Genomic DNA, 18,762 nt, shown 5'->3' with positions numbered 1-18,762 from the left:
CAAACCCGAGACGGCTCGGCTCATGACACGCAATCCCAACCCCGAGGGCATGGCTCCGCGCGGGCTCGGGTTTGATCTTGGGCTGGGCTTGGGCTCTCCGAACATTTTTGGTCACACGGGCTCCACGGGGACTATCGCTTGGGCCGATCCCCAGCGTGACCTTGTCTGTGTTGTGCTGACCACCCTGCCAGCGCAAGCCGTGACTCCCCATCCCTATCAGCTTGTCTCAGAAACTCTTGGAGCAAACAGAGCGTGAGTTTCGTCGTAAGGTAGAATAACCCATGCAACAGACTTCTCTCTCGCCCGAGGCCAAGGCCGCCCTTGCACAGTGCTTTGCGGCACATAAAGCCCTTCGTTCGTACTCGGCTCAGGTGCTGATCACGGTTCGCGGCGTCCCGAAACAGCAGAACGGCCAAGTACGCGTGGCACTGGCAAGGCCGGGGCGGCTCAGAGTGGAGTGCAGTGGCCCCCGTGCGCAGCAAAGAAGCCCACTTCTGGTCGCCTCCAGTGGCTATCTCTACAGCACGTTTAGCCCTACGAAAACCTACTCCACGAAGCGTGTTGAAGCGAGCGGAGATGCTCTCGTGATGGGCCTAGAAGAGACCGATACTCTCCCGCTGCCCGTGTTTGAGCAGCTCATGGGCGGACGTGATGGCTTAAGTGAGCTTCTGGCAGGCTTCTCCAAGGTCACTCAGGAACCGGGTACGCTGATTTTTCACGGGGAAGGCCAAGCGAAACAGACCCTCATCTTCGATCCCAAGGACAAGCTCTTGCGTGAGGTGCGGCTTAGCCAGGGCAGTGACAGAGAGATTCGTGAGGTCTACCAGAATGTTCGTGCCAATCCCGCGCTACCGGAGTCGCTCTGGGACTTTGTGCCACCGGCAGGCTATCGTGATGAAAATGCCCCGATGCCACCCCTTCCGCCTGCCCCAAAGCTCGGCCCTGGCGCAGTGACCACAAAATCCGGCTTGCAATACCAGGATCTCAAAAAAGGCACAGGGCCAGCGGCGGCTCAGGGAACTACAGTGACTTTTCACTACAAAGGCTCTCTGACCAATGGGATGGTTTTTCAGTCGTCGCGCGCCAACGGAGAGCCCCCTGCAAGCTTCAAGCTTCCTGGCCAGGTTCTGCCCGCCTGGAATGAGGGGATTCTTGGCATGCGGCCCGGCGGTGTGCGCAAGCTGATTGCCCCGCCAACGCTGGCGTTTGGGGACGAAGGACGAGGCCGTATGATCCCGCCCCGCGCGACCTTGATCTTTGAGATTGAGATGCTTGAGGTGAAAGAATCCACCGTCTTATGAGACAGACAGACCCGGCGGCGCAGCAGCTTTTAGACCGGCTGGTTGCGACGCATCAGGCACTTTTTTCGTTCTCCGCACAGGTAAAAGTGGAGGCCGTCAGCGACAAGGGCCGCGAGGTAGCGACGGCAACGATTCTCTACCAGAAGCCCAATAAAGCCCGTGTCGAAGTCACGCGCGGCAGTGGTGATAAAGTGCTATCCGTCTGCGATGGCGTCAACCGATTGTACGCGGCCTCAGCCACGAAAAAGAAACAGAAGGCGGAGTCCGGTGAGAAAGCGCTTGTAGAAACCCTTAGCCAGGCGAACTTGTTTATCGCGCCGGTCTTTCTCCTTCTTTGCTCACGCGCCGCTCCCGTACGCAGCCCGCTTCCTGGTACGGTTAAGACCCTGGGCTTTGGCACGCCCTTGACAATGGATGGTGTGCCCGTGGAAGTGATCGCTGCCGATGTCGCGACCAAAGACGGCGAGGCGCGCATCACGTTGACGATCGGCAAGGACGACCGCTTGTTGCGTCGCCTGATGGTGCAGACTAGCTACCAGAAAGAGAACTTTACGCTGGCAGAGACCTACACCAATATCCAGGCGAACCCTAGGGTAGACAAGAAAGCTTTTGTCGTGTCCTAGTTTCCCGATGCGAGGGCGAGACGGTGATCGCCTAACGACGCTGGGGTGGCCCGTTGGGGTCGGTGTTGGGAAGGAGGCTCTTCCATAAAACCCCGAGCTGGGTGCCACGGTTGATGTGCTCTCGTGCGACTTTCCCCTCGCTGTTGTGCCGCTTCTGCGCCTCCGTCAGCCCCTTGGTGAGGGTCGCCATGTCCGCACTCAGCGGCCACTGGGCAAGAATGCTCCCTTTTTGGCCAAAGGTGTCAGGCTCGATGGCGTAGATTCCGGTGCCAGCGACGATTCCTGCCGCCTTGAGATCCGCTTCGGTGGCAATGGGCGAGAAGGCCCACTTGCCCAGTAGCTCGGGTGCCCATGCCAGCTTGGAGAGCTGCGCCTCACCGCCGCCCACCGCGACAAGCAGGGGCATGGAGTCGCAAGCCGCCGTGTTGAGTGAGAGCCGAAAGTTGTGCATCGCAGGAATGGCAGTGGGCGTGCCCTTGGCGGGAAACTTGCCCGCAAGCTCTTTCATCGCCACCGCCATCGCCTCTGGGGTGCGGTAGCTCATCTGCGGGGAGCGGCCCGGACGCGCCAGATGCTTCGTGCCATCCGGGGACATCATGGCAAAGACCGTATTTTCCAGAGTACCCGCACGGCCTTTGAAGATGCCTTCCAGATACTTCACTTCGGCGGCATTCTCATAGGTTGCGGGACGGATACAGATAAACGCACGGGACGCGTCTATGACAGGTTTCTGAGACAAGAGACTCTTGTCTGTATTTTGCTTGCCCGGTCACCAGATGCCGGAGACGCCGTGGCACTCCGGGACTGCGGACATGAGCAAGATAGGACGATTGGTGCGCTTGGCCTCGGCAAGCCCAGCCTTGAGCGTACCAAACCAGACAATGCCACCACTCGGGTTATAACCAACCGTTTTCCCCGAGCTTCCAGGAGGTTGAACTTTCATGGTTTGATTATGCCCAGAACTCATGAAGGAGTCATGAAGGAAGAATTGAACGCGTGTCGAACAAGTAACTATGGCAATTCGAAACTCTCTTATTTTCGGGAGCGCTGCTGCGCTCCTTGGAGCGGGGACGCTCCTAGCAACGACGACACCCGCGGCCTCCCAGGGCCAGCGCACCCCGCAACCTCCTGCGTTTCCGACGTCTATTCGTCTGGCAGGACGCGCCCCCATGGCGGCAAAAGTGCTGATTGGCCCCAAGGGCGAGGGCTTTGCTGAGAACTGGGTCACGCGAGGAACACAGACCGCGGCGAACTGGACGCTCCAAGAAGACGGCGGGATGCTTCCTGATAAAAAAGACATCACCAGCAAGTCCACGTTTGGGGACTGCTTCGTGCATGTTGAGTTCAAGGTTCCCACGGGTCATGGCAATGCCGGGATCGCGTTTCAGGGACGCTACGAAGTGCAGATGTACAACTCCTTTGGCGAGCAGCTCACCAAAGAGACCGGGGCGGCGTTCTACAGCCAGAAGCCCGCGACGTTCAATGCCGCCAAGCCTGCAGGCGAGTGGCAGAGCTACGACATCCTCTTCCGTGCCCCGCGCTTCGATGCCGAGGGGAAAGTTACCGAGAAAGCCCGCGCCAGTGTCTTCTGGAACGGTGTTCTGGTGCAGAACAACGAGGAGTTTAACGGCCCCACCGGAATCCAGTACGGCGATTTCAAGGGTGAGGTCAAGGTTGGCCCGCTCGTGCTTCAGGGCAACCACGACCTCGTCCAAGTCCGAAACCTCTGGGTCGTCGGGCAGTGAGTTTCCGCACGCTTCAGATGGGCACTGCCGATCTGGAGCGTGCTCGGCTCTTTTGGACACAGATCATGGGGCTGTAGGAGCTTTCCTCCGGCTCCGATTTTGTGGTATTGGCGGCAGGGGAGACTCGTTGGACACTCACCCAAACAGACCCGCCTCCCGCAATCGCGCACTTCGCGTTTAATATCCCCGAGAATCTCTTTGATGAGGCCGTTGTTTGGCTCCAAGAGCGCGTCCCACTCCTCGCCAGCGCCGACGGGCACGAAACACTCTTCGACTTCGCCAACTGGAACGCCCACGCCATCTACTTCACCGACCCCGATGGCAATATCGCCGAGCTCATCGCCCGTCACACGCTGCCCTCCAGCCGCCGCGACAGCTTCGAGATTTTAGGCATCAGCGAGATTGGCCTGGTCACCGACGACGTTCCCGGCACCGTCGCGCAGCTTGGGCTCCCGGCGTATCGGCAAGGCAGCCCGCAGTTCCAGCCCGTCGGCGATGAAGAGGGGCTGCTGATTCTTGTCCAGCGTGACCGCCCCTGGTACCCCGACAATCGCCACACCGCGCAACCGATTCCCTTTTCTGTGACGCTGGCAAATGGCGCGGCGTTTTCGGATTCGGGCGGCTAAAGCGGCCCGCGGATAGTTACCACTCGCCCGCTGACTTGGGAGCCAGTACCCGCTTCTTGTCTCGGTATACTTGACCCCCTTCGCTTGCCGCACCCAGAGGGTATCCGGGTCGCTGTCTCAGCGGCGGGGGGAGGTTAAATACTTATCGAACCAGTCCATCAGAAGCTCGGCGTCTTTCTCGATTCCGGGCCAGCCGTGGCCTTTTCCGGGGCGCTTCACCAGCTCGCAGGGAACGCCTTCTTCTTTGAGCTTTGCAATCAGCCGCTCGGACTGCTGGATGGGGACGAGCAAGTCGGCGGTGCCGTGGATCAAAAAGACGGGGCAGGTGGTTTTGGTGATTCCGTAGATAGGGGAGAGGGTCTTGCTGAGGCGCTCGATCTCCTCGGGCGGCGTCTTTTCCGTGATCCCAAAGGCAGGCCAGTAGCCCTTCAAAAATGGGTTCAGCATCGCCTTTGCGTCGTCTTTGCCGTAGTTGAGAAAGTCAGTGGGGGGGTAGAAGCAGGCAGCGCACTGGACGGCACTCGATGCGCGGTCTACCACGTCTTTGGCATTGGGGTCGCCGGGGCCACCGTAGGCGGCCATCATACAAGTCAAGTGCCCTCCAGCACTCCCGCCACTGATGCCGAGCTTATCGGGATTGACTCCCCAGCGGCTGGCGTTGGTGCGAACAAAGCGCACCGAGCGGTTGATGTCTTGCAGGATCTCGGGGAGCGTGAACTTGGGCGCAGTGCCATGGACAACCTGAAAGAGCGTGTAGCCACGGTCCGCGAAGGCTTTCCCAAGCGCAGGATTGATGGAGCTATGGCTGGAGACCCAGCCACCCGACACCATCCACAACACCCCGATGCCGTTGGACTTGGATTTTTCAGGGAGCGTCACGTCCATACTCAGCGCCACGCCCATTTTGTGGCCGTAGATCACTTCTTCATGGCGCGTCTGGGCTGAGGCAGGGGAGAGTAGGGCTAGTGCGGTGGCGATGCCGAAGAACATTCGTCGTGTCATAGGCCGATTTTACCCGTAAAATGCCAACGATATGCTCATCCCGCTTGACCCTCGCCGTGTCCGGCTCCTCTCCGGCCCATTTGCCGATGCCCGCGACCGCAATGCCGCCTGGCTACTTGCCCTTGACCCCAAGCGCCTGCTCCACGGCTACTATCAAAACGCAGGCTTGCCAACCCAAGGCACTGCCTACGGTGGCTGGGAGCAGCAGAGCCTCGCGGGACACTCGCTCGGGCACTATTTGTCGGCCTGTGTTCGGCTAGCGGCAGCAGGAGATGAGCGTCTTGTCGAGCGCGTCTCACAGGTTCTCTCGGAACTCAAGCGCTGCCAAGACGCGCGCTCTGACGGTTTTATCGGAGGAATGCCCGACGCGGATCGGGTGTTTCGTGAGCTTCGTGTGGGTACTGTCCGGGCGCGCAACTTCGACCTTAACGACTGCTGGGTGCCCTGGTACAACCTCCACAAGCTCTATGCGGGCCTGCTCGATGCGGCGACCCTCCTCTTGTCCCCCCCGTTGGACGGGGGCAGGGGGGGGCTCGCTCTTGAGATGGTCACCAAGCTCGGGGACTGGGCGATTGGTGTCACGGCAAATCTCGACGACGAGAAGTGGCAGGCGATGCTTAGCTGTGAGTTTGGCGGAATGAACGAGTCGTTTGCCGAGCTCTATGCGCTGACGAAAGAGCCGCGCTTTTTAGCAATGGCGGAGAAATTCTACCACCGCGCCGTTCTCGACCCGCTCGCCGAGGGAATCGACTGTCTGCCAGGCCTGCATGGCAATACGCAAATCCCTAAGATCATCGGTTGTGCGAGGCTTTACGAAGTGACGGGCGATGAGAAATACAGGCGCATCGCGGAGAACTTCTGGCGCTTTGTGACCCAGAGCCATAGCTACGCGATCGGAGGGCACGGCAGCGGCGAGCACTTTGGGCCGTCTGGGGATCTCTCGGCGCGGCTGACCCACACCACCTGCGAGACCTGCAATAGCTACAACATGCTCAAGCTCACCGAGTATCTCTTTGCCTGGAACCCCAAGGCCGAGTACGCCGACTTCGCCGAGCGCGTCCGCATCAACCATATCCTGGCGAGTCAGAACCCGGAAGATGGCATGGTCTGCTACTTTGTCTCACTGCTCTCAGGGCACTTCAAGCACTACTCGACCCCAGAGGACTCGTTTTGGTGCTGTGTCGGAACCGGCTGGGAGAACCACACACGCTATGGCGACGGCGTGTACTTCAAGGACGATGAAAACGGAGTGCTCTATGTCACGCAGCTCTTAGCCTCCGAGGCGAGTGTCCCGGAGTGGGGGCTGACGGTTCGCCAAGAGACTGCCTTTCCAGGTAGCGATTCCATCCGCTTCACGATCACCGGTCCTAGCGAGCTTTCCGTCCGACTGCGCCTGCCACGCTGGGCGGGCTACACCACCCTGCGCTGGCAAGATATCGGTGACTCGACTCTCGTCTTTCCCATGAAACCGTCAACGGAGCCCTTACTGGGCGCACCGGACAAACTCGCGCTACTGGATGGGCCTGTCGTGCTTGCCGCCGATCTGGGAGCTGCGCCGCCGCCCGGTGACGCCGACGGTGGCGAGCCCTTCAACGCGCAGATTCCTCCGGCCCCCGTTCTGCTAAACTCCACAAGCCGTACTTTCGAGCGCGAGGTCTCCCTCGTGCCGTTCTACCAGCTCCACGGACGGCGGCAGGCGGTCTACTTCGACACATTCTCCAAAGACGAGTGGGTTGAAAAAGAAACGGGCTATCGAGAGATAGAGGCACGGGAGCATGCCGAGCGCACCAAGCAGCTCGATGAGTTCTGGCCCAACCAGATGCAGCCTGAGCGCGACCATCACTTTGCAGGCGATGGCTTTATCGGCGGCGAGCGCAGCGCTTGGAAGTTCCGGCAAGTGAGCGAAGAAAACGGCTGGTTCTCTTTCACGCTCCGCTCCCTGCCCGACTTTCCCGTGGAGCTGGAGTGCCTCTGGGGGCCACCGCAAGACCACGATGTCCGTTTCACCGTCGAGGTCGAGGAACAGCCGATTGTTGTTATCACCAAGACCGTCGAAAAGCACCGGCACTTGGCGGAGACGTATGCAATTCCGGAGCATCTGACCAAAGGCAAAGAGCGAGTTACCGTGCGGGTGAGTGGCCCCAGCGCACCACTCTTTCGAGCCAAGCTACAGAAACGCCTGGAGGCATAAGACTCTCTATTGCGTTCGGTGAGGGTGAAGTCCGGCGTCGAGCTTCCGAAAGCGGCTCGGGTATGGGAGTGACTTGCGCTTGCGTTTGCGCCTCAGGCAAGTTCTCGACCAGTGCCTGAAGGCGCTCCCGCTCCGTACAGAGCCAGTCATCGTAGTAGCCTGGTAAGAGCTCCCCTTTAAGGTCAGCGGGGATGAGTGTGCGCCGCAACGACGAGAGTGCATGACTTCCTGAATTGTATCTTTGGTTTATGGTTTCTGTATACTAAGTGCATGTCAAATTTCCCGCAGCGCCTGCCCGACGGTGTTCAAGTTGTCGTGTCGGACTCCGAGGGGCGGGTTCTGCTCCAAAAGCGGGAGGACTTTCGCCTCTGGAGCCTTCCGGGCGGCAAGATCGAGCCCGGCGAGACACCCGAAGTGGCCGCCACGCGGGAGCTTTTGGAAGAGACAGGCTTTGCGATCACGCTGACGCGCTGTGTGGGCTTCTACTGGCGACCCGACATGCCCGGCGGCGGCGTCTTGCTCCAGGTCTTTGCCGGTAGCGTCGCCGAGAAAATCAGCGAGCCCGGCTGGGAGTCCGTGGCAGTGGACTGGTTCACGCTCGACAAGCTCCCACGCTCCGTCCCCGGCTGGACCCGCACGGTCCTCACCGATGCCGCGCTAGGGGGCGCCCCCGTCCGCTGCATCCAGCGCCTCCCGCTCTGGAAAGCCTGGCTCGTACGCTTGCTCTATGCCTTACGTCGCCTACGAAACCGGCTGATGGGGAGGTAAACTCTCCCCATGGATTTTCGCAAAGACGCAGTCGCACTAGACCTCTCCGGCGAGTGGCAAATGGCCTTCTCCGACGAAGGGGGACAATTTCACTCCTCAAAGGAATTGACCGCCTCGGGCTTGCCAATCTACCCGGCGCAGGTGCCGGGGAACTTCGAGCTAGACCTGCACCGGAACGGAATGATCCCCGAACCGTTCTTTGGGATGAATATTGCGGAGCTGACTAAATGGGAACATGCCCATATCTGGTATATGCGCCAATTCGTCGCGCCACCTCTTCCTGAAACACATGAGGCTCTTATTTGTTTGTCTGCGACAAACCGAAATATGACTTGCTATATCAACCGACAGGGATTTAGCTGGTACTCTCCGGCTTTGACACTCCTTTCGGCGTTGCTCGATTATGACGATATGCCGAAAATTCAAGGGACGAACGACCTTGTAATCCACCTTGCTCCCGAAGTTCAAGATAACTACCACAACAATCCTCTAAGCTTCGCGCAGCCCAATCGGTATGAGTCTCTTCGGGTGCGGCGGGCGCCGCATGAGTATGGGTGGGACATCATGCCGCGTGCGGTCTCTGCGGGGATTTGGCGTCCGATCAAGCTGCTCTATCTGCCCAAGGAGCGCATCGAGAATGTCTATCTGGAGACGCTGAGCATTGGCGCATCCAACGCTTCGGCGCGGCTGGTGCTGCACTTTGACTGCAAGCTCGACGCGTCGTGCTACGCGGAGACGTATGAGATCGAAGTCGAGGGGCGGTGCGGCGACTCGGTGTTTACCAAGCGGGAGCGGATGCTCTTTGGCGCGGGGCGGATGAACGTACAAGTTCCGAGCCCCAAGCTCTGGTGGCCCAAGGGCAAGGGCGACGCCAGCCTCTACGACGTGACGGTGCGGGTTTTCAAGAACGGCGCGGAGCTTGACCATCTGCACTTTACCCACGGGATTCGCACGGTCGAGCTGATCCGAACCAGCGTCACCGATGAGCAAGGCTCCGGCGAGTTTCTCTTCAAGGTCAATGGCGAGCGGGTCTTTATCCACGGCTCGAACTGGGTGCCGGTGGACGCGTTCCACTCGCGGGATAGAGAGCGCATCCCGGCGATTCTGGAAATGGCGGTGGACCTGAACTGCAACATGCTGCGCTGCTGGGGCGGGAATGTCTACGAGGACGATCTCTTCTACGAGATCTGCGACCGCGAGGGGATTCTGATCTGGCAGGACTTCTCCATGGCCTGCGCGGTCTATCCACAAGACGAGAGTTTTCAGCGCACCCTCGCCGACGAAGTGCGCTCTGTTGTCCGGCGGCTGCGGCAGCACGCGTGTGTGGCGCTCTGGGCGGGCGACAACGAGTGCGACCAGGCGTGGAGCTGGGGTGGCAGGCGACAAGACCCGAACCGCAATGTGCTCACGCGAAAAGTGATTCCCGATGTGTTGCTCGAAGAAGATCCCGGTCGTCCCTATCTTCCTAGCTCGCCCTACATCGATAGCGAGGCGTTTGCAAAAGGCGAAAAATACCTGCCGGAGAACCATCTCTGGGGGCCGCGGGATTATTTTAAGAGCCGCTACTACACCGAGAGCCTCTGTCACTTCGCCAGCGAGATCGGCTACCACGGCTGCCCATCGCGCAAGAGCCTGGAGAAATTCCTCTCGCCCGAGAAGCTCTGGCCGTACCAGAACAACGATGAGTGGGTTCTGCACTCGACCTCGCCAATCCCCGGCTACGATCTCTACGACTACCGGGTCGAGCTGATGGCCAAGCAGATTCGTGAGCTGTTCGGTGAAGTGCCGGACAACCTTGATGACTTTGCGTTTGCCAGTCAGGTGAGCCAGGCGGAGGCGAAGAAGTTCTTTGTGGAGCTCTTTCGCACCAGCATGTGGCGGCGCACCGGGATTCTCTGGTGGAACCTGATGGATGGCTGGCCGCAAATGTCGGATGCGATTGTGGACTACTACTTCGAGAAGAAGCTGGCGTATGGGTACTTAAAGACCAGCCAGCAGCCGCTCCTCCTCGCCCTCCGCGAGCCGCGCGACTGGCACCAGGAGCTGCTTGCCTGCTCGGAGCTACGAGAAAGTACGCCGCTCACCTACACCATCACCGATGTGGAGAGCGGCGAGGTGATGCTCTCCGGTGAGGGGATCGCAAAGCCCGACTCGGTCACCGTGCTGGGGCGGATTCCCTACTCGGCGTCTTGGAAGCGTCTTTACAAAATCGAGTGGGACGGCGGCACCAACCACTACCTCTGCGGCAATCCTCCGTTTGAGCTGGAAACCTACCGCCAGTGGGGCCAGAGTGCGGGGATTTTATAGCGACGAAAAAAAACACGCCCTCAGGCCACGAGGAGTGGCTTGAGGGCGTGTGTCTTCTCTTTGGTCTAGACGTCTACGGGAGAATCACTTTGAGATTTCCGCTGAAGGACTGTATCGACTGATCGCTCGTGCGGACGTAGGTTCCTTGAACCTTCACCAAGCCCGCCGTGCCGCTTGGCTGGGTGGTTGCTCCATAGTTGAGGACAGCGACGGTTTGAGCTGAATTGGTCAGCTCCCCGACATTTAGGGGGAGGTTGAGCGGATTCATGGCGGGATCGCCACCCAGCGCCAAGCGGGCAAAGGTGACCGTCACATTCTTCGTATTCCCCGTTCCTGTGTTCCTAAGCGTCAGCGAAAGAGTCGGAGCTGCCTTCGTGCCGCCAAGCGTCGCACTGGCGATGGTGATAACACCCGTGCCATTCGGGTTGCCCTTTTGGTAGTTAGGATCAATCACAACAGGGAGCCGCCACATGCCGCGTCCATAGGTGGCAGCCATCAGATAGCCCGTGCCAGGAACCAGCTTGAGAGCACTGATTTCACAGTTCGGCAGACCAAGCGGCTGAGTCGCATTCTGCCAGGTCAACCCGGAGTCTGCGGAGTAGAAAACTCCAATGTCTGTGCCCACCCAGAGGGAGCTGGCATCACAGGTGACGGCATTGGTGGGAACATCGGGGAGTCCCGTCGTGCCGGAGCCGCTGATATTTACGAAAGTCACACCGGCATCGTAGGACTCGTAGAGGTGCCCTGTTCCTGTACCTCCTACGGCGACGCGAACATGATCAGGATCTATCGGGTTCACCCAGATACTGGTAAAAGCCCGGTTGGGGAGACCTGTGCGCTGAGTCCAGCTGGCACCTTGATTGCTACTAATCCAGAATTTTCCATCAGTGGTGCCGACATAGAGGCGCTGGTTGTTGGATGGGGCGACGGTAATGGCGCGGATCTGGCCATTGGAGAGCTGGGTATTTCCCAAGTGCCCCTGCCAGGCTCGGGTGGTCTCATTGTAGCGCCACAAGAACTGTGTCCCTAAATAGAGATGGCCCGGTGCCGTAGGATCTATCCCAAGCCAGGTAAAGAAGCCAGGGCTTTCACTAAAATAGGCAGGGGTGATATAGGCCCCAGATACCCAGGAGTTACCCGTGCGAGCGATGGTGCCCCCTTGGACGGTTAAGAACTGGATCGCAGGATTGGTGGGGTTGATGGCGGAACCAAAACCATCGCCCGCGCCAGGATTTTTCCAGTTGGTAAGATCCCCGAGCGCTGCGGGTGTTGCGTTATCCTGCGTCCCTGCGAGCATGATATTAGGGTTGGTGGGGTGAAAGTCAGCATCGTGGAAAGCCGTGATGCCTATCGAGTGGTTCCACCTCGTCGCAAACGTCCAAGACGTCAAGGTCGGTGCTCCCGCCGAAGTCGTGTACGTAAGGCCATAGATGCCACCATCGTTGCCCACGGCCATGATATTGGAGTCGCCCGGAAAGACAGCAAACGAGTGCGAGTCGTTGTGTGTTCGCGCTTGCGCACTTCCGGTGCGGCCAATGTCAATCCATGTCCCGTTGGCTCCTGGTGAGGCAGAGATTGTGATCAGGCCCAAGTAGAGTGTGTCTTGGAGCGTTCCATTGATGGTATGCGCAGAAGCCTGCATGTGGTAGTCGTAGGGAACTTGTGACCAGTTGGAGCCAGGGCCATAATTTTGAGGGTGGTTGCCGGTGATATCGGTCCAAGTCCAGGCACCCGTGGTGGCATTGCGAACCCCTTTGCGAACTCTCTGGTCACTGGTGCTGGTCATGTAGAGGATATTGGCACTGACGGCGGATGCGGCGATTCGAACCCTCCCCGCGCCACCAATTCCGGTGATCTGTGCCCAGGTAATGCCTTTGTCTGCCGAACGGAAAATCCGGTTGTTGGCTCCCACTACGTAGTAGGGGCGCCTCCCGGAGGCATCGCGTACACCGATCTCAACATCTTCGGCATTCATAATTAACGACTTGGTTGCGGTCTTGACGCTCCAAGTAGCACCGTAGTCCGTGGAGCGGTAGATACTCGCAGCCGTGCCGCCATAGACTGCTGCCATGACAACACCGGGCGTATCAGGATCAGTGACAATCGCATTGACCGCACAGCCCTGGAGGAAGTCCATCGTCCGATCCCAGGTCACGCCACCGTCGGTGGAGCGCATGATCCCCCCAAACTGTCGCGCGTTGTAAGCTCCGCCAAACCACCAGCCCTGGGTGTCAATGTTATAGTCGTGGTCACCGAGGCCCGCGTAGATAATATTCGGGTTATTCGGGTCGACGGCAACACTGCTGGTGAACGGAATAGGAAAGGAGTCTCCAATGGCTGCCCATGTCGTACCGCCATCGGTGGTCTTATGAATCCCGCCTATCGGGGTCGCAATATAGATCGTCTTCGGGTCCGTGGGGTGGAAGGCGATACCGCTCACACGTCCGGTCAGAGCAGAGTTGGCCGGGCCATAGTATGTGGTGTAGGGAACCGTGAGGTTTCTAGGGCCAATGAACTCCCACGCACCAACCGCGTTGGGATTCCCACCACCCGTCGCGGCTAAGGTGACAAGAGAGCGATCCCGAGCGCGCTGCTGTAGCGCCGGGGCTGCCGGCTGCATTCGCTCCCGCTGATTAATCGAACGAAAGATCGCGTCCGTATTGATCCGGTCACTAGGGTACGCACGCTCCTGGAGACGTGCGAGGCGCTCCTCGTAGATCCCTGTCCCAGGAAGCACACGGACATTTGTGCCGGGGAGAATTTTTTCTTTGACGCCCGCTGCCTTTTTGGCTAGCTTCAGCTCTTTAAGATAGGCGCTGAGCCCACTGACGGTATTGAGATCGTGGTGCACGGGTGTCTTAGACTTGGTCGTCGCTTTTTGTGCGTGCACCGGTAATGTAAAGACGTTTGTGAGAGAAAGAGAGATAGCAAGCAGACTGCCAGCAGTGAGAGTAAAGAGAACTTGATTCTTCAATGTTTTGCTCCAACGAGTTAAGAGTACACCACAATTTAACAACTTAGGTAGGTCTTGATTAGGTACGGAACGGTCTCTCGAAAATCCTTCTTAGCTACCCTCGTATTTTTTCACAATGCCAGGGCTCAAGCCAGTGAGCGCCGATCCCGCACGGGGCCGAGTTCTGTCTTGGCGAAGAGCTCTGCGAAGTCGGAAGAGCCGTCGTCGAGGCGGGTCTCCATGGTGACGCCGCGCTCTTGCACGGGGATATTGCCCGCCCAGCCGTCGTTCCAAGCGGCTTGCCTCAGATTGTTGTAGTGCACCACGCGTCCGCCCGGCCAGACGACCGAGAGAATATGGCGCTCCTTGGGGATTTCGTAGGGCGGCTCCATCTTATACTTGGTGAGCGTGGACTCATCGAACGCAATCCCGAGGCCGGGCGCTTCGGGGACGCGTACGTAGCCACCAGTGATCTCCAGCGGGTCTACCAAGAGATCGTCGGCGAAGTTATTGAGGCAGTTGACGGCGGGCCACTGTGCAAAAGGAAGCACGGCCCCCAGATGCGCCGAGAGTGCGGTCGTCAGGCCGGTGCCGACCATCTGCAAGAAAAACGGCTTCTCAAACGCGGCGGCAAGCGCGCCTTGCTTGAGAATACTGGAGAGGCCTCCCGCCACCACAAAGCCATCGCAGATCTCCTCGCGTGCGGCGCTGGAGAACGGGACGGCGCCAAAGTGATGGGCAATGGGCCGGTTGGTCTTCTGGCGCAGCAGACGATTACCCTCCAAGTCCCGATGCGGAATGGGGGACTCATACAGCGCGACGCGTTCATAGGCATCCAGCGACTGCAAGACTGGCGCGGCGTTGCTGGCGTTGAGGAGAAACTCGTTCCAGTCGAGGTCAATCTTGAAGTACCCGGGCGACGCCGCAGAGAGCGCCTCCACTTGTGCCCAGACATCCCACCAAGGCCGGGCTTTTGTCTTGTAGGCCACATAGCCCGCCGCCAGCGCGTCGCGGGCTTCTTCGGCTAAGGCATCCGGGGGAAAGTCAATCGTCCACCAGGAAATCGGGCACCACGGGCGGACGAGCGGCTGGTTGAGTAGTTTATAGACTGGCACGCCCAGCGCCTTGCCTACCACATCGTAGAGCGCCATCTGCAAGCCCGCACCAAGAGAGTCATCACCCAGAAAGTCCGCTGGGTTCTTGCCCTTCACCCGCGCCACGGCGTCGTCAGAGACCCGGCCCCAGGTGTAGTGCGGCAACGTCTCGCCCCAGCCAATCAGGCCTGCATCGGTCTCCACCCGGCAGACCTCCACGACTTTCCACTGCCAGACCTCCCGCGCATTCCATTTTTCACAACGCGGCGTAAACGGCACATTGAGCGTGATCCGCTCGACATCGGTAATCCTCAGTGACATGTTTGCTTTTCCTGACTATTTAATCTGTCCCCAGTAGCGACCCATCCAGTAGGCGAGCAGCCAGTCGGTGGGCTTGTCCTCGCGCTCGCCGTTGCGGCCAATGACGGTTTTATACGGCTCTTGATCCCACATGACCAGCCCCATCTCACTACGGGGGACAAGTTTCTTGAGCATGCCATCGTCGGTACCGGGCGTGCGCTCAAGCTGGATATCCTCGCGGCTGCGGTTGTCTACGGTCCACTCGATCATGTCCAGCGGCCAGTCACGGAGCGTCTCGACGGCGGGCTCTAGAGCGACGCGTCGGCCAGAGAACTGGTTGTAGACAAAGTCGTAGAAGGGTATATGGTCACGGCGGCAGGTGGCGTGCCACTGGCGGATCGCGGTGAGGGCAGCGGGGCGGAGCTGTGGAAAGATCAGGTGGTTGAAGAGGTTCTGAAAGACCATGCCTAGGAGCTCATCGTTGATGTGCGTGCGCTCCGACGGGGTCTTATAGGCAAGGCTTTGCATGTTCTTATCGTAGCCGTGCCTCGTGATCAGAAGCTGGGCGGCGTCTTTATACTTTTGCTTCTTGGTGACGTGATAGGCAACGCCTAGGTGTGCCAGAATCTCGGTGGAGTTGCCGAAGCGCTCCTCGTTCCAGTTGGGGTCACCATTGAGGCTCTCCGGCGACCAGTTACCCCACTGCGTTGCCTTGCCATCAATGTCCGCTAGCACAAAGCCATGATCCACAATCCCCCCGACGATCTTATCCACCAGCTCCGCGACGCGCTTTTTCTCACTCTCATCGGCGGCAAGGTCGTAGTACATCGCGTAGCCGTACAGATGGCCGTCGATCTCGTCGGAGCTGGCATCGCGTTTCCAGAGCCACTTGCCGTCGGCGCTCAAGACCCAGCGCTTCTCAATGGGCTTCTCGCGCGGGTTGTCGCGCTTCATCTGGGCGAGCTCTTCGGGCGTGAAGGTTCGGTCGGTCTCGTGGAGGGGAGCGGTGCCGGCAGGCAAGACCGAGCGGGCGATAAAGTGTGGCGTCCCGGTCACTTCTTGGAGGAGCACCATGGCATTGAAGGCCGCGCGGGCGTTGGCGCGTGCCTCAGGGTTCTTGGTCACGGCGTAGCGCAGCGACTCCACGGCCATGTACATCCCCGTGTGCTCACCGTCGTTGTCGTCGTCCTCGATAAAGCTCTCGGAGAGGTCACCGCGTTTCTTGAGCACGGCCGGGCCGACCAGCCCCGGTGGGCGAATGTGCCGCTTGCGGACAATTGAGAGGAAGTAGTCCGCCTTTTCGGCGAGCGTGAGCTTCTTGCGGCGGATCGCGTCCACGCCGCCCGCGTTTGCGACCCACGCTGTGCCGTCGGGAGCGATCGCCACATCGCGTGCATCATCACGGGCCAGCCAGCGGCGGCTGTGGCGCAGAGAGAACTTCTGCGTCTTGGTGTCGTAGCGTGCCACCCCCAGCTTTGTGGCGATCCAGAGCCGCCCCTCTTTATCGGCAGTAATTGCGCGAGCATGGCGATTAGGCAAGCCCTGCGCCACGCCAAGAAATCTCACGCGCTTGGTGCCCTGGTAAAAATCCACGCCGCCGGTCGAGCCAATCGCAACCGTTCCATCGAAAAGGGTAGTGAGACAGTAGATATTGCTACTGAGAAGCTGTTCGGGCGTCCCGAAGCGCCGGGCAGATTTGCCATCAGAGGTGTTTTGAAGATACAGACCACTTGCCGTCCCGATCCAGACATGGCTCGCGTCCATGGGGGCAATCGCACGAATCGCCTGGTGCCAGCTCCCCTTGATCCGAGACCACCGATCACCAGGGTGACGAACCCAAACTCCCGTTGGTCCTGCAGCATAGAGGGTACCCTCTTTGGCTTGCGAGAGTGCACAGATGAGGCCAATCGGCTCAGATCGGACGTAGCTGTCTTTCTCGATAAAGTAGAGTCCCTGCCAGGTTCCGATCCAGAGGGTTCCGTTTGGCTCCGCTAGTAGGCAGTGGCACGAGCCCAGTGTCTCGCCCTGCGCATTCCATCCCATCGACGGTGTTCGCCACGTGGAGCCATCGCGCCAGAAAGCGCCCGCTGCCGTCGCGCACCACAGCCGTCCTCGGCCATCCAAGGCGACAGCACGGACATCGTTTTGTTTTTCGTTGGCGAGAGGAGCCGCCTCATGCCAGTCTTGCCAGTAAGGAGTGTCCGCGATCGGGATTTGCATGGCAAGCTATTAGCGACTTAGTGGGTACAATCCTGCCATGAAGTACCGAAAGATTGGGAAAACAGACCTCGAAGTTTCTGAGGTCAGCTTGGGCTGCTGGACGATGGGGGGGCTGAACTGGGTCAATGGGAACCCCAATGGCTGGGCCAATGTGGATGAGGACGAGATTATTGCGGGCATCAAGACGGCGCTTGATGCTGGGGTCAATCATTTCGACAACGCCGATGTCTACGGCAACGGCAAGGCGGAGAGAATGCTAGCGCGTGCGCTGAAGAAGCTAGGCATTCAGAGCGAGAGCGTCGTGATCGCCACCAAGATCGGGCACTTTCCCGGCACGGCGGCCCATGCCTACGAACCTGCGCATATTCGCCATCAGTGTGAGCAGAGCCTGATTAACTTGCAGCGCGAGTACATCGATATCTACTACTTTCACCACGGCTGGTTTGGGGAGCATCTCGAAGAAGCAGCGGCGACGATGGACGCGCTGGTGGCCGAGGGGAAAGTTCGCGTGAAGGGCCAGAGCGCCTACTCGACCGGGGACTTTGAGAAGGCCATTCCCGTGGTCAAGCCCGACGCGCTCCAGAGCTGGGCACACGCGCTCGATGACCAGTTTGTACGGCCCGGTGCAAAGCTTCAGGAGCTGATGGACGAGCACGGCTGTACGTTTGTGGCGTTCTCGCCGCTGGCCCAAGGACGGCTCCTCGACAAGTTCGACCCGACCAAGCCCCCGACGTTCGAGCCCGGCGACCATCGGCTCGGCAACAGCGGCTTTGGCGCGGAGGCGATAGCCGCGCTCAAGCCCAAGCTGGAGAAGCTAAAAGCGCGTTTTGGGGAAACAACCGAGGATCTCTCCGCCGTGGCGCAGCGCTACATTCTGAATCTCAACAACGTCGCCTGTGTGATTCCTGGTTTTCGCAACGAGCGCCAGGTAAAGTGCAACCTCGCCGCTGTAGACCGCGAGCTGACTGATGCCGACATGGACTTTATCCGCGAGGTTCTGAAGTGAAAATTCTTCTCACAGGAGCCAATAGCAATGTCGGGCGGGGGATGATCCCGCGCCTGCTGGCGGCGGGGCACACGCTGGTGCTCTCAGATATCAACAAGCTCCCCGAGAAAGAGCCGTTTACGGGGCTGGAGTTTGTGCAGGCCGATGTCCAGATCGGGGTGGGGCTGGAGCGTGCGGCGCTAGGCTGTGATGCGATCCTGCATCTGCCCGCCTGGCACGGGATTCACTGGAACGCCAAGACCGAGGTGGACTTCTGGCGGCTGAACGTGGACGGGACGTTCTGGATGTTCCAGGCGGCTCAGAGCGCAGGGATTAAGAAAATTGTCTTTCTCAGCTCCCAAGCCTGGCACGGCCACTACGACAAGTACGGCTTCACCAAGCGCATCGGGGAGGAGCTTTGCGAGTACAACAAGCAGCGCCACGGGATTCAGTATGTCGCCGTCCGCCCCGCCGACTTCACGCCCTACCGCGACTTTCTCCACTTTGGCTCACGTCTGCTCTATGGTGGCGTGGATCGCGAAGACGTTCTGGACTGTATCGAGGCGAGTGTTGCCTACACCGGCAGTGAGAGCTTCTTTGTCAATGCCGTGAGAGCTAACGCCTTCACCGAGGAGCAGACGGCAGGC

At 59.4% G+C, this 18,762-nt stretch carries 16 protein-coding genes; 10 read left to right on the top strand and 6 right to left on the bottom strand.

Going from position 1 to position 18,762, the window contains the following annotated elements; genetic code table 11:
• The 3 genes from AC1XOS_RS08185 to AC1XOS_RS08175 all read left to right on the top strand — a co-directional run.
• A partial coding sequence (locus tag AC1XOS_RS08185; protein WP_481961725.1) for a serine hydrolase occupies positions 1-256 on the top strand: 256 nt, incomplete at its 5' end.
• 25 nt (positions 257-281) lie between these two features.
• Positions 282-1,301 (top strand): FKBP-type peptidyl-prolyl cis-trans isomerase, encoded by a 1,020-nt coding sequence (locus AC1XOS_RS08180; RefSeq protein ID WP_481961724.1) that lies wholly within the window; start codon positions 282-284, stop codon positions 1,299-1,301.
• Positions 1,298-1,924, top strand: coding sequence for a LolA family protein (locus tag AC1XOS_RS08175; protein WP_481961723.1), 627 nt, complete (start codon positions 1,298-1,300; stop codon positions 1,922-1,924). The genes AC1XOS_RS08180 and AC1XOS_RS08175 overlap by 4 nt, the downstream gene beginning before the upstream one ends.
• A gap of 31 nt (positions 1,925-1,955) precedes the next feature.
• Here the strand turns inward: AC1XOS_RS08175 and AC1XOS_RS08170 are convergent, their stop codons facing one another.
• Positions 1,956-2,663: a hypothetical protein gene (locus tag AC1XOS_RS08170; RefSeq protein WP_481961722.1), complete on the bottom strand. Its 708-nt coding sequence runs from the start codon at positions 2,661-2,663 to the stop codon at positions 1,956-1,958.
• 30 nt (positions 2,664-2,693) lie between these two features.
• Positions 2,694-2,867 (bottom strand): hypothetical protein, encoded by a 174-nt coding sequence (locus tag AC1XOS_RS08165; RefSeq protein ID WP_481961721.1) that lies wholly within the window; start codon positions 2,865-2,867, stop codon positions 2,694-2,696.
• A gap of 70 nt (positions 2,868-2,937) precedes the next feature.
• On the opposite strand from AC1XOS_RS08165, the gene AC1XOS_RS08160 reads away from it, so the two are divergent.
• Together AC1XOS_RS08160 and AC1XOS_RS08155 are read left to right on the top strand one after the other, a co-directional pair.
• On the top strand, positions 2,938-3,669 hold the full coding sequence (locus AC1XOS_RS08160) for a 3-keto-disaccharide hydrolase (protein WP_481961720.1): 732 nt from the start codon (positions 2,938-2,940) through the stop codon (positions 3,667-3,669).
• A 107-nt stretch (positions 3,670-3,776) separates the two neighbouring features.
• A complete protein-coding gene (locus AC1XOS_RS08155; RefSeq protein WP_481961719.1) occupies positions 3,777-4,295 on the top strand; it encodes a VOC family protein in 519 nt (172 codons plus the stop codon).
• A 117-nt stretch (positions 4,296-4,412) separates the two neighbouring features.
• Here the strand turns inward: AC1XOS_RS08155 and AC1XOS_RS08150 are convergent, their stop codons facing one another.
• On the bottom strand, positions 4,413-5,297 hold the full coding sequence (locus tag AC1XOS_RS08150; protein WP_481961718.1) for an alpha/beta hydrolase: 885 nt from the start codon (positions 5,295-5,297) through the stop codon (positions 4,413-4,415).
• Positions 5,298-5,328: 31 nt separating this feature from the next.
• On the opposite strand from AC1XOS_RS08150, the gene AC1XOS_RS08145 reads away from it, so the two are divergent.
• The 3 genes from AC1XOS_RS08145 (at position 5,329) to AC1XOS_RS08135 (ending at position 10,563) form a co-directional block, all read left to right on the top strand.
• Positions 5,329-7,488, top strand: a complete 2,160-nt coding sequence (locus tag AC1XOS_RS08145; RefSeq protein ID WP_481961717.1) for a beta-L-arabinofuranosidase domain-containing protein — start codon at positions 5,329-5,331, stop codon at positions 7,486-7,488.
• A 270-nt stretch (positions 7,489-7,758) separates the two neighbouring features.
• Positions 7,759-8,256: an NUDIX hydrolase gene (locus AC1XOS_RS08140; RefSeq protein ID WP_481961716.1), complete on the top strand. Its 498-nt coding sequence runs from the start codon at positions 7,759-7,761 to the stop codon at positions 8,254-8,256.
• Positions 8,257-8,265: 9 nt separating this feature from the next.
• Positions 8,266-10,563 carry a glycoside hydrolase family 2 protein gene (locus AC1XOS_RS08135; RefSeq protein ID WP_481961715.1) on the top strand — a complete coding sequence of 766 codons (2,298 nt, stop codon included), beginning with the start codon at positions 8,266-8,268 and terminating at the stop codon, positions 10,561-10,563.
• A 73-nt stretch (positions 10,564-10,636) separates the two neighbouring features.
• On the opposite strand, the gene AC1XOS_RS08130 is transcribed toward AC1XOS_RS08135, so the two are convergent.
• From AC1XOS_RS08130 to AC1XOS_RS08120, 3 genes are all read right to left on the bottom strand, one after another.
• Positions 10,637-13,453: a WD40/YVTN/BNR-like repeat-containing protein gene (locus AC1XOS_RS08130; protein WP_481961714.1), complete on the bottom strand. Its 2,817-nt coding sequence runs from the start codon at positions 13,451-13,453 to the stop codon at positions 10,637-10,639.
• A 209-nt stretch (positions 13,454-13,662) separates the two neighbouring features.
• Entirely contained in the window at positions 13,663-14,931 is a 1,269-nt protein-coding gene (locus tag AC1XOS_RS08125) for a mandelate racemase/muconate lactonizing enzyme family protein (RefSeq protein WP_481961713.1), read from the bottom strand.
• Positions 14,932-14,946: 15 nt separating this feature from the next.
• Positions 14,947-17,130, bottom strand: a complete 2,184-nt coding sequence (locus AC1XOS_RS08120) for a ligand-binding sensor domain-containing protein (RefSeq protein WP_481961712.1) — start codon at positions 17,128-17,130, stop codon at positions 14,947-14,949.
• Between the two features lie 37 nt (positions 17,131-17,167).
• Between AC1XOS_RS08120 and AC1XOS_RS08115 the strand changes: the two genes are divergently transcribed.
• Together AC1XOS_RS08115 and AC1XOS_RS08110 are read left to right on the top strand one after the other, a co-directional pair.
• Complete coding sequence (locus AC1XOS_RS08115) at positions 17,168-18,136, top strand: aldo/keto reductase (protein WP_481961711.1); 969 nt, start codon at positions 17,168-17,170, stop codon at positions 18,134-18,136.
• Positions 18,133-18,762, top strand: a 630-nt coding sequence (locus tag AC1XOS_RS08110) for an NAD-dependent epimerase/dehydratase family protein (protein ID WP_481961710.1), incomplete at its 3' end; no start/stop codon positions are given. The genes AC1XOS_RS08115 and AC1XOS_RS08110, both read left to right, overlap by 4 nt.

Source organism: Armatimonas sp., from assembly GCF_964826245.1.
This window is presented reverse-complemented; position numbering and strand designations above follow the sequence as displayed.

Bases quoted from the DNA above. Each gene is read 5' to 3' on its own strand.
- AC1XOS_RS08120 (WP_481961712.1), bottom strand. From the start codon at position 17,130: ATGCAAATCCCGATCGCGGACACTCCTTACTGGCAAGACTGGCATGAG.
- AC1XOS_RS08140 (WP_481961716.1), top strand. From the start codon at position 7,759: ATGTCAAATTTCCCGCAGCGCCTGCCCGACGGTGTTCAAGTTGTCGTG.
- AC1XOS_RS08165 (WP_481961721.1), bottom strand. From the start codon at position 2,867: ATGAAAGTTCAACCTCCTGGAAGCTCGGGGAAAACGGTTGGTTATAAC.
- AC1XOS_RS08160 (WP_481961720.1), top strand. From the start codon at position 2,938: ATGGCAATTCGAAACTCTCTTATTTTCGGGAGCGCTGCTGCGCTCCTT.
- AC1XOS_RS08115 (WP_481961711.1), top strand. From the start codon at position 17,168: ATGAAGTACCGAAAGATTGGGAAAACAGACCTCGAAGTTTCTGAGGTC.
- AC1XOS_RS08125 (WP_481961713.1), bottom strand. From the start codon at position 14,931: ATGTCACTGAGGATTACCGATGTCGAGCGGATCACGCTCAATGTGCCG.
- AC1XOS_RS08135 (WP_481961715.1), top strand. From the start codon at position 8,266: ATGGATTTTCGCAAAGACGCAGTCGCACTAGACCTCTCCGGCGAGTGG.
- AC1XOS_RS08175 (WP_481961723.1), top strand. From the start codon at position 1,298: ATGAGACAGACAGACCCGGCGGCGCAGCAGCTTTTAGACCGGCTGGTT.
- AC1XOS_RS08180 (WP_481961724.1), top strand. From the start codon at position 282: ATGCAACAGACTTCTCTCTCGCCCGAGGCCAAGGCCGCCCTTGCACAG.
- AC1XOS_RS08150 (WP_481961718.1), bottom strand. From the start codon at position 5,297: ATGACACGACGAATGTTCTTCGGCATCGCCACCGCACTAGCCCTACTC.
- AC1XOS_RS08145 (WP_481961717.1), top strand. From the start codon at position 5,329: ATGCTCATCCCGCTTGACCCTCGCCGTGTCCGGCTCCTCTCCGGCCCA.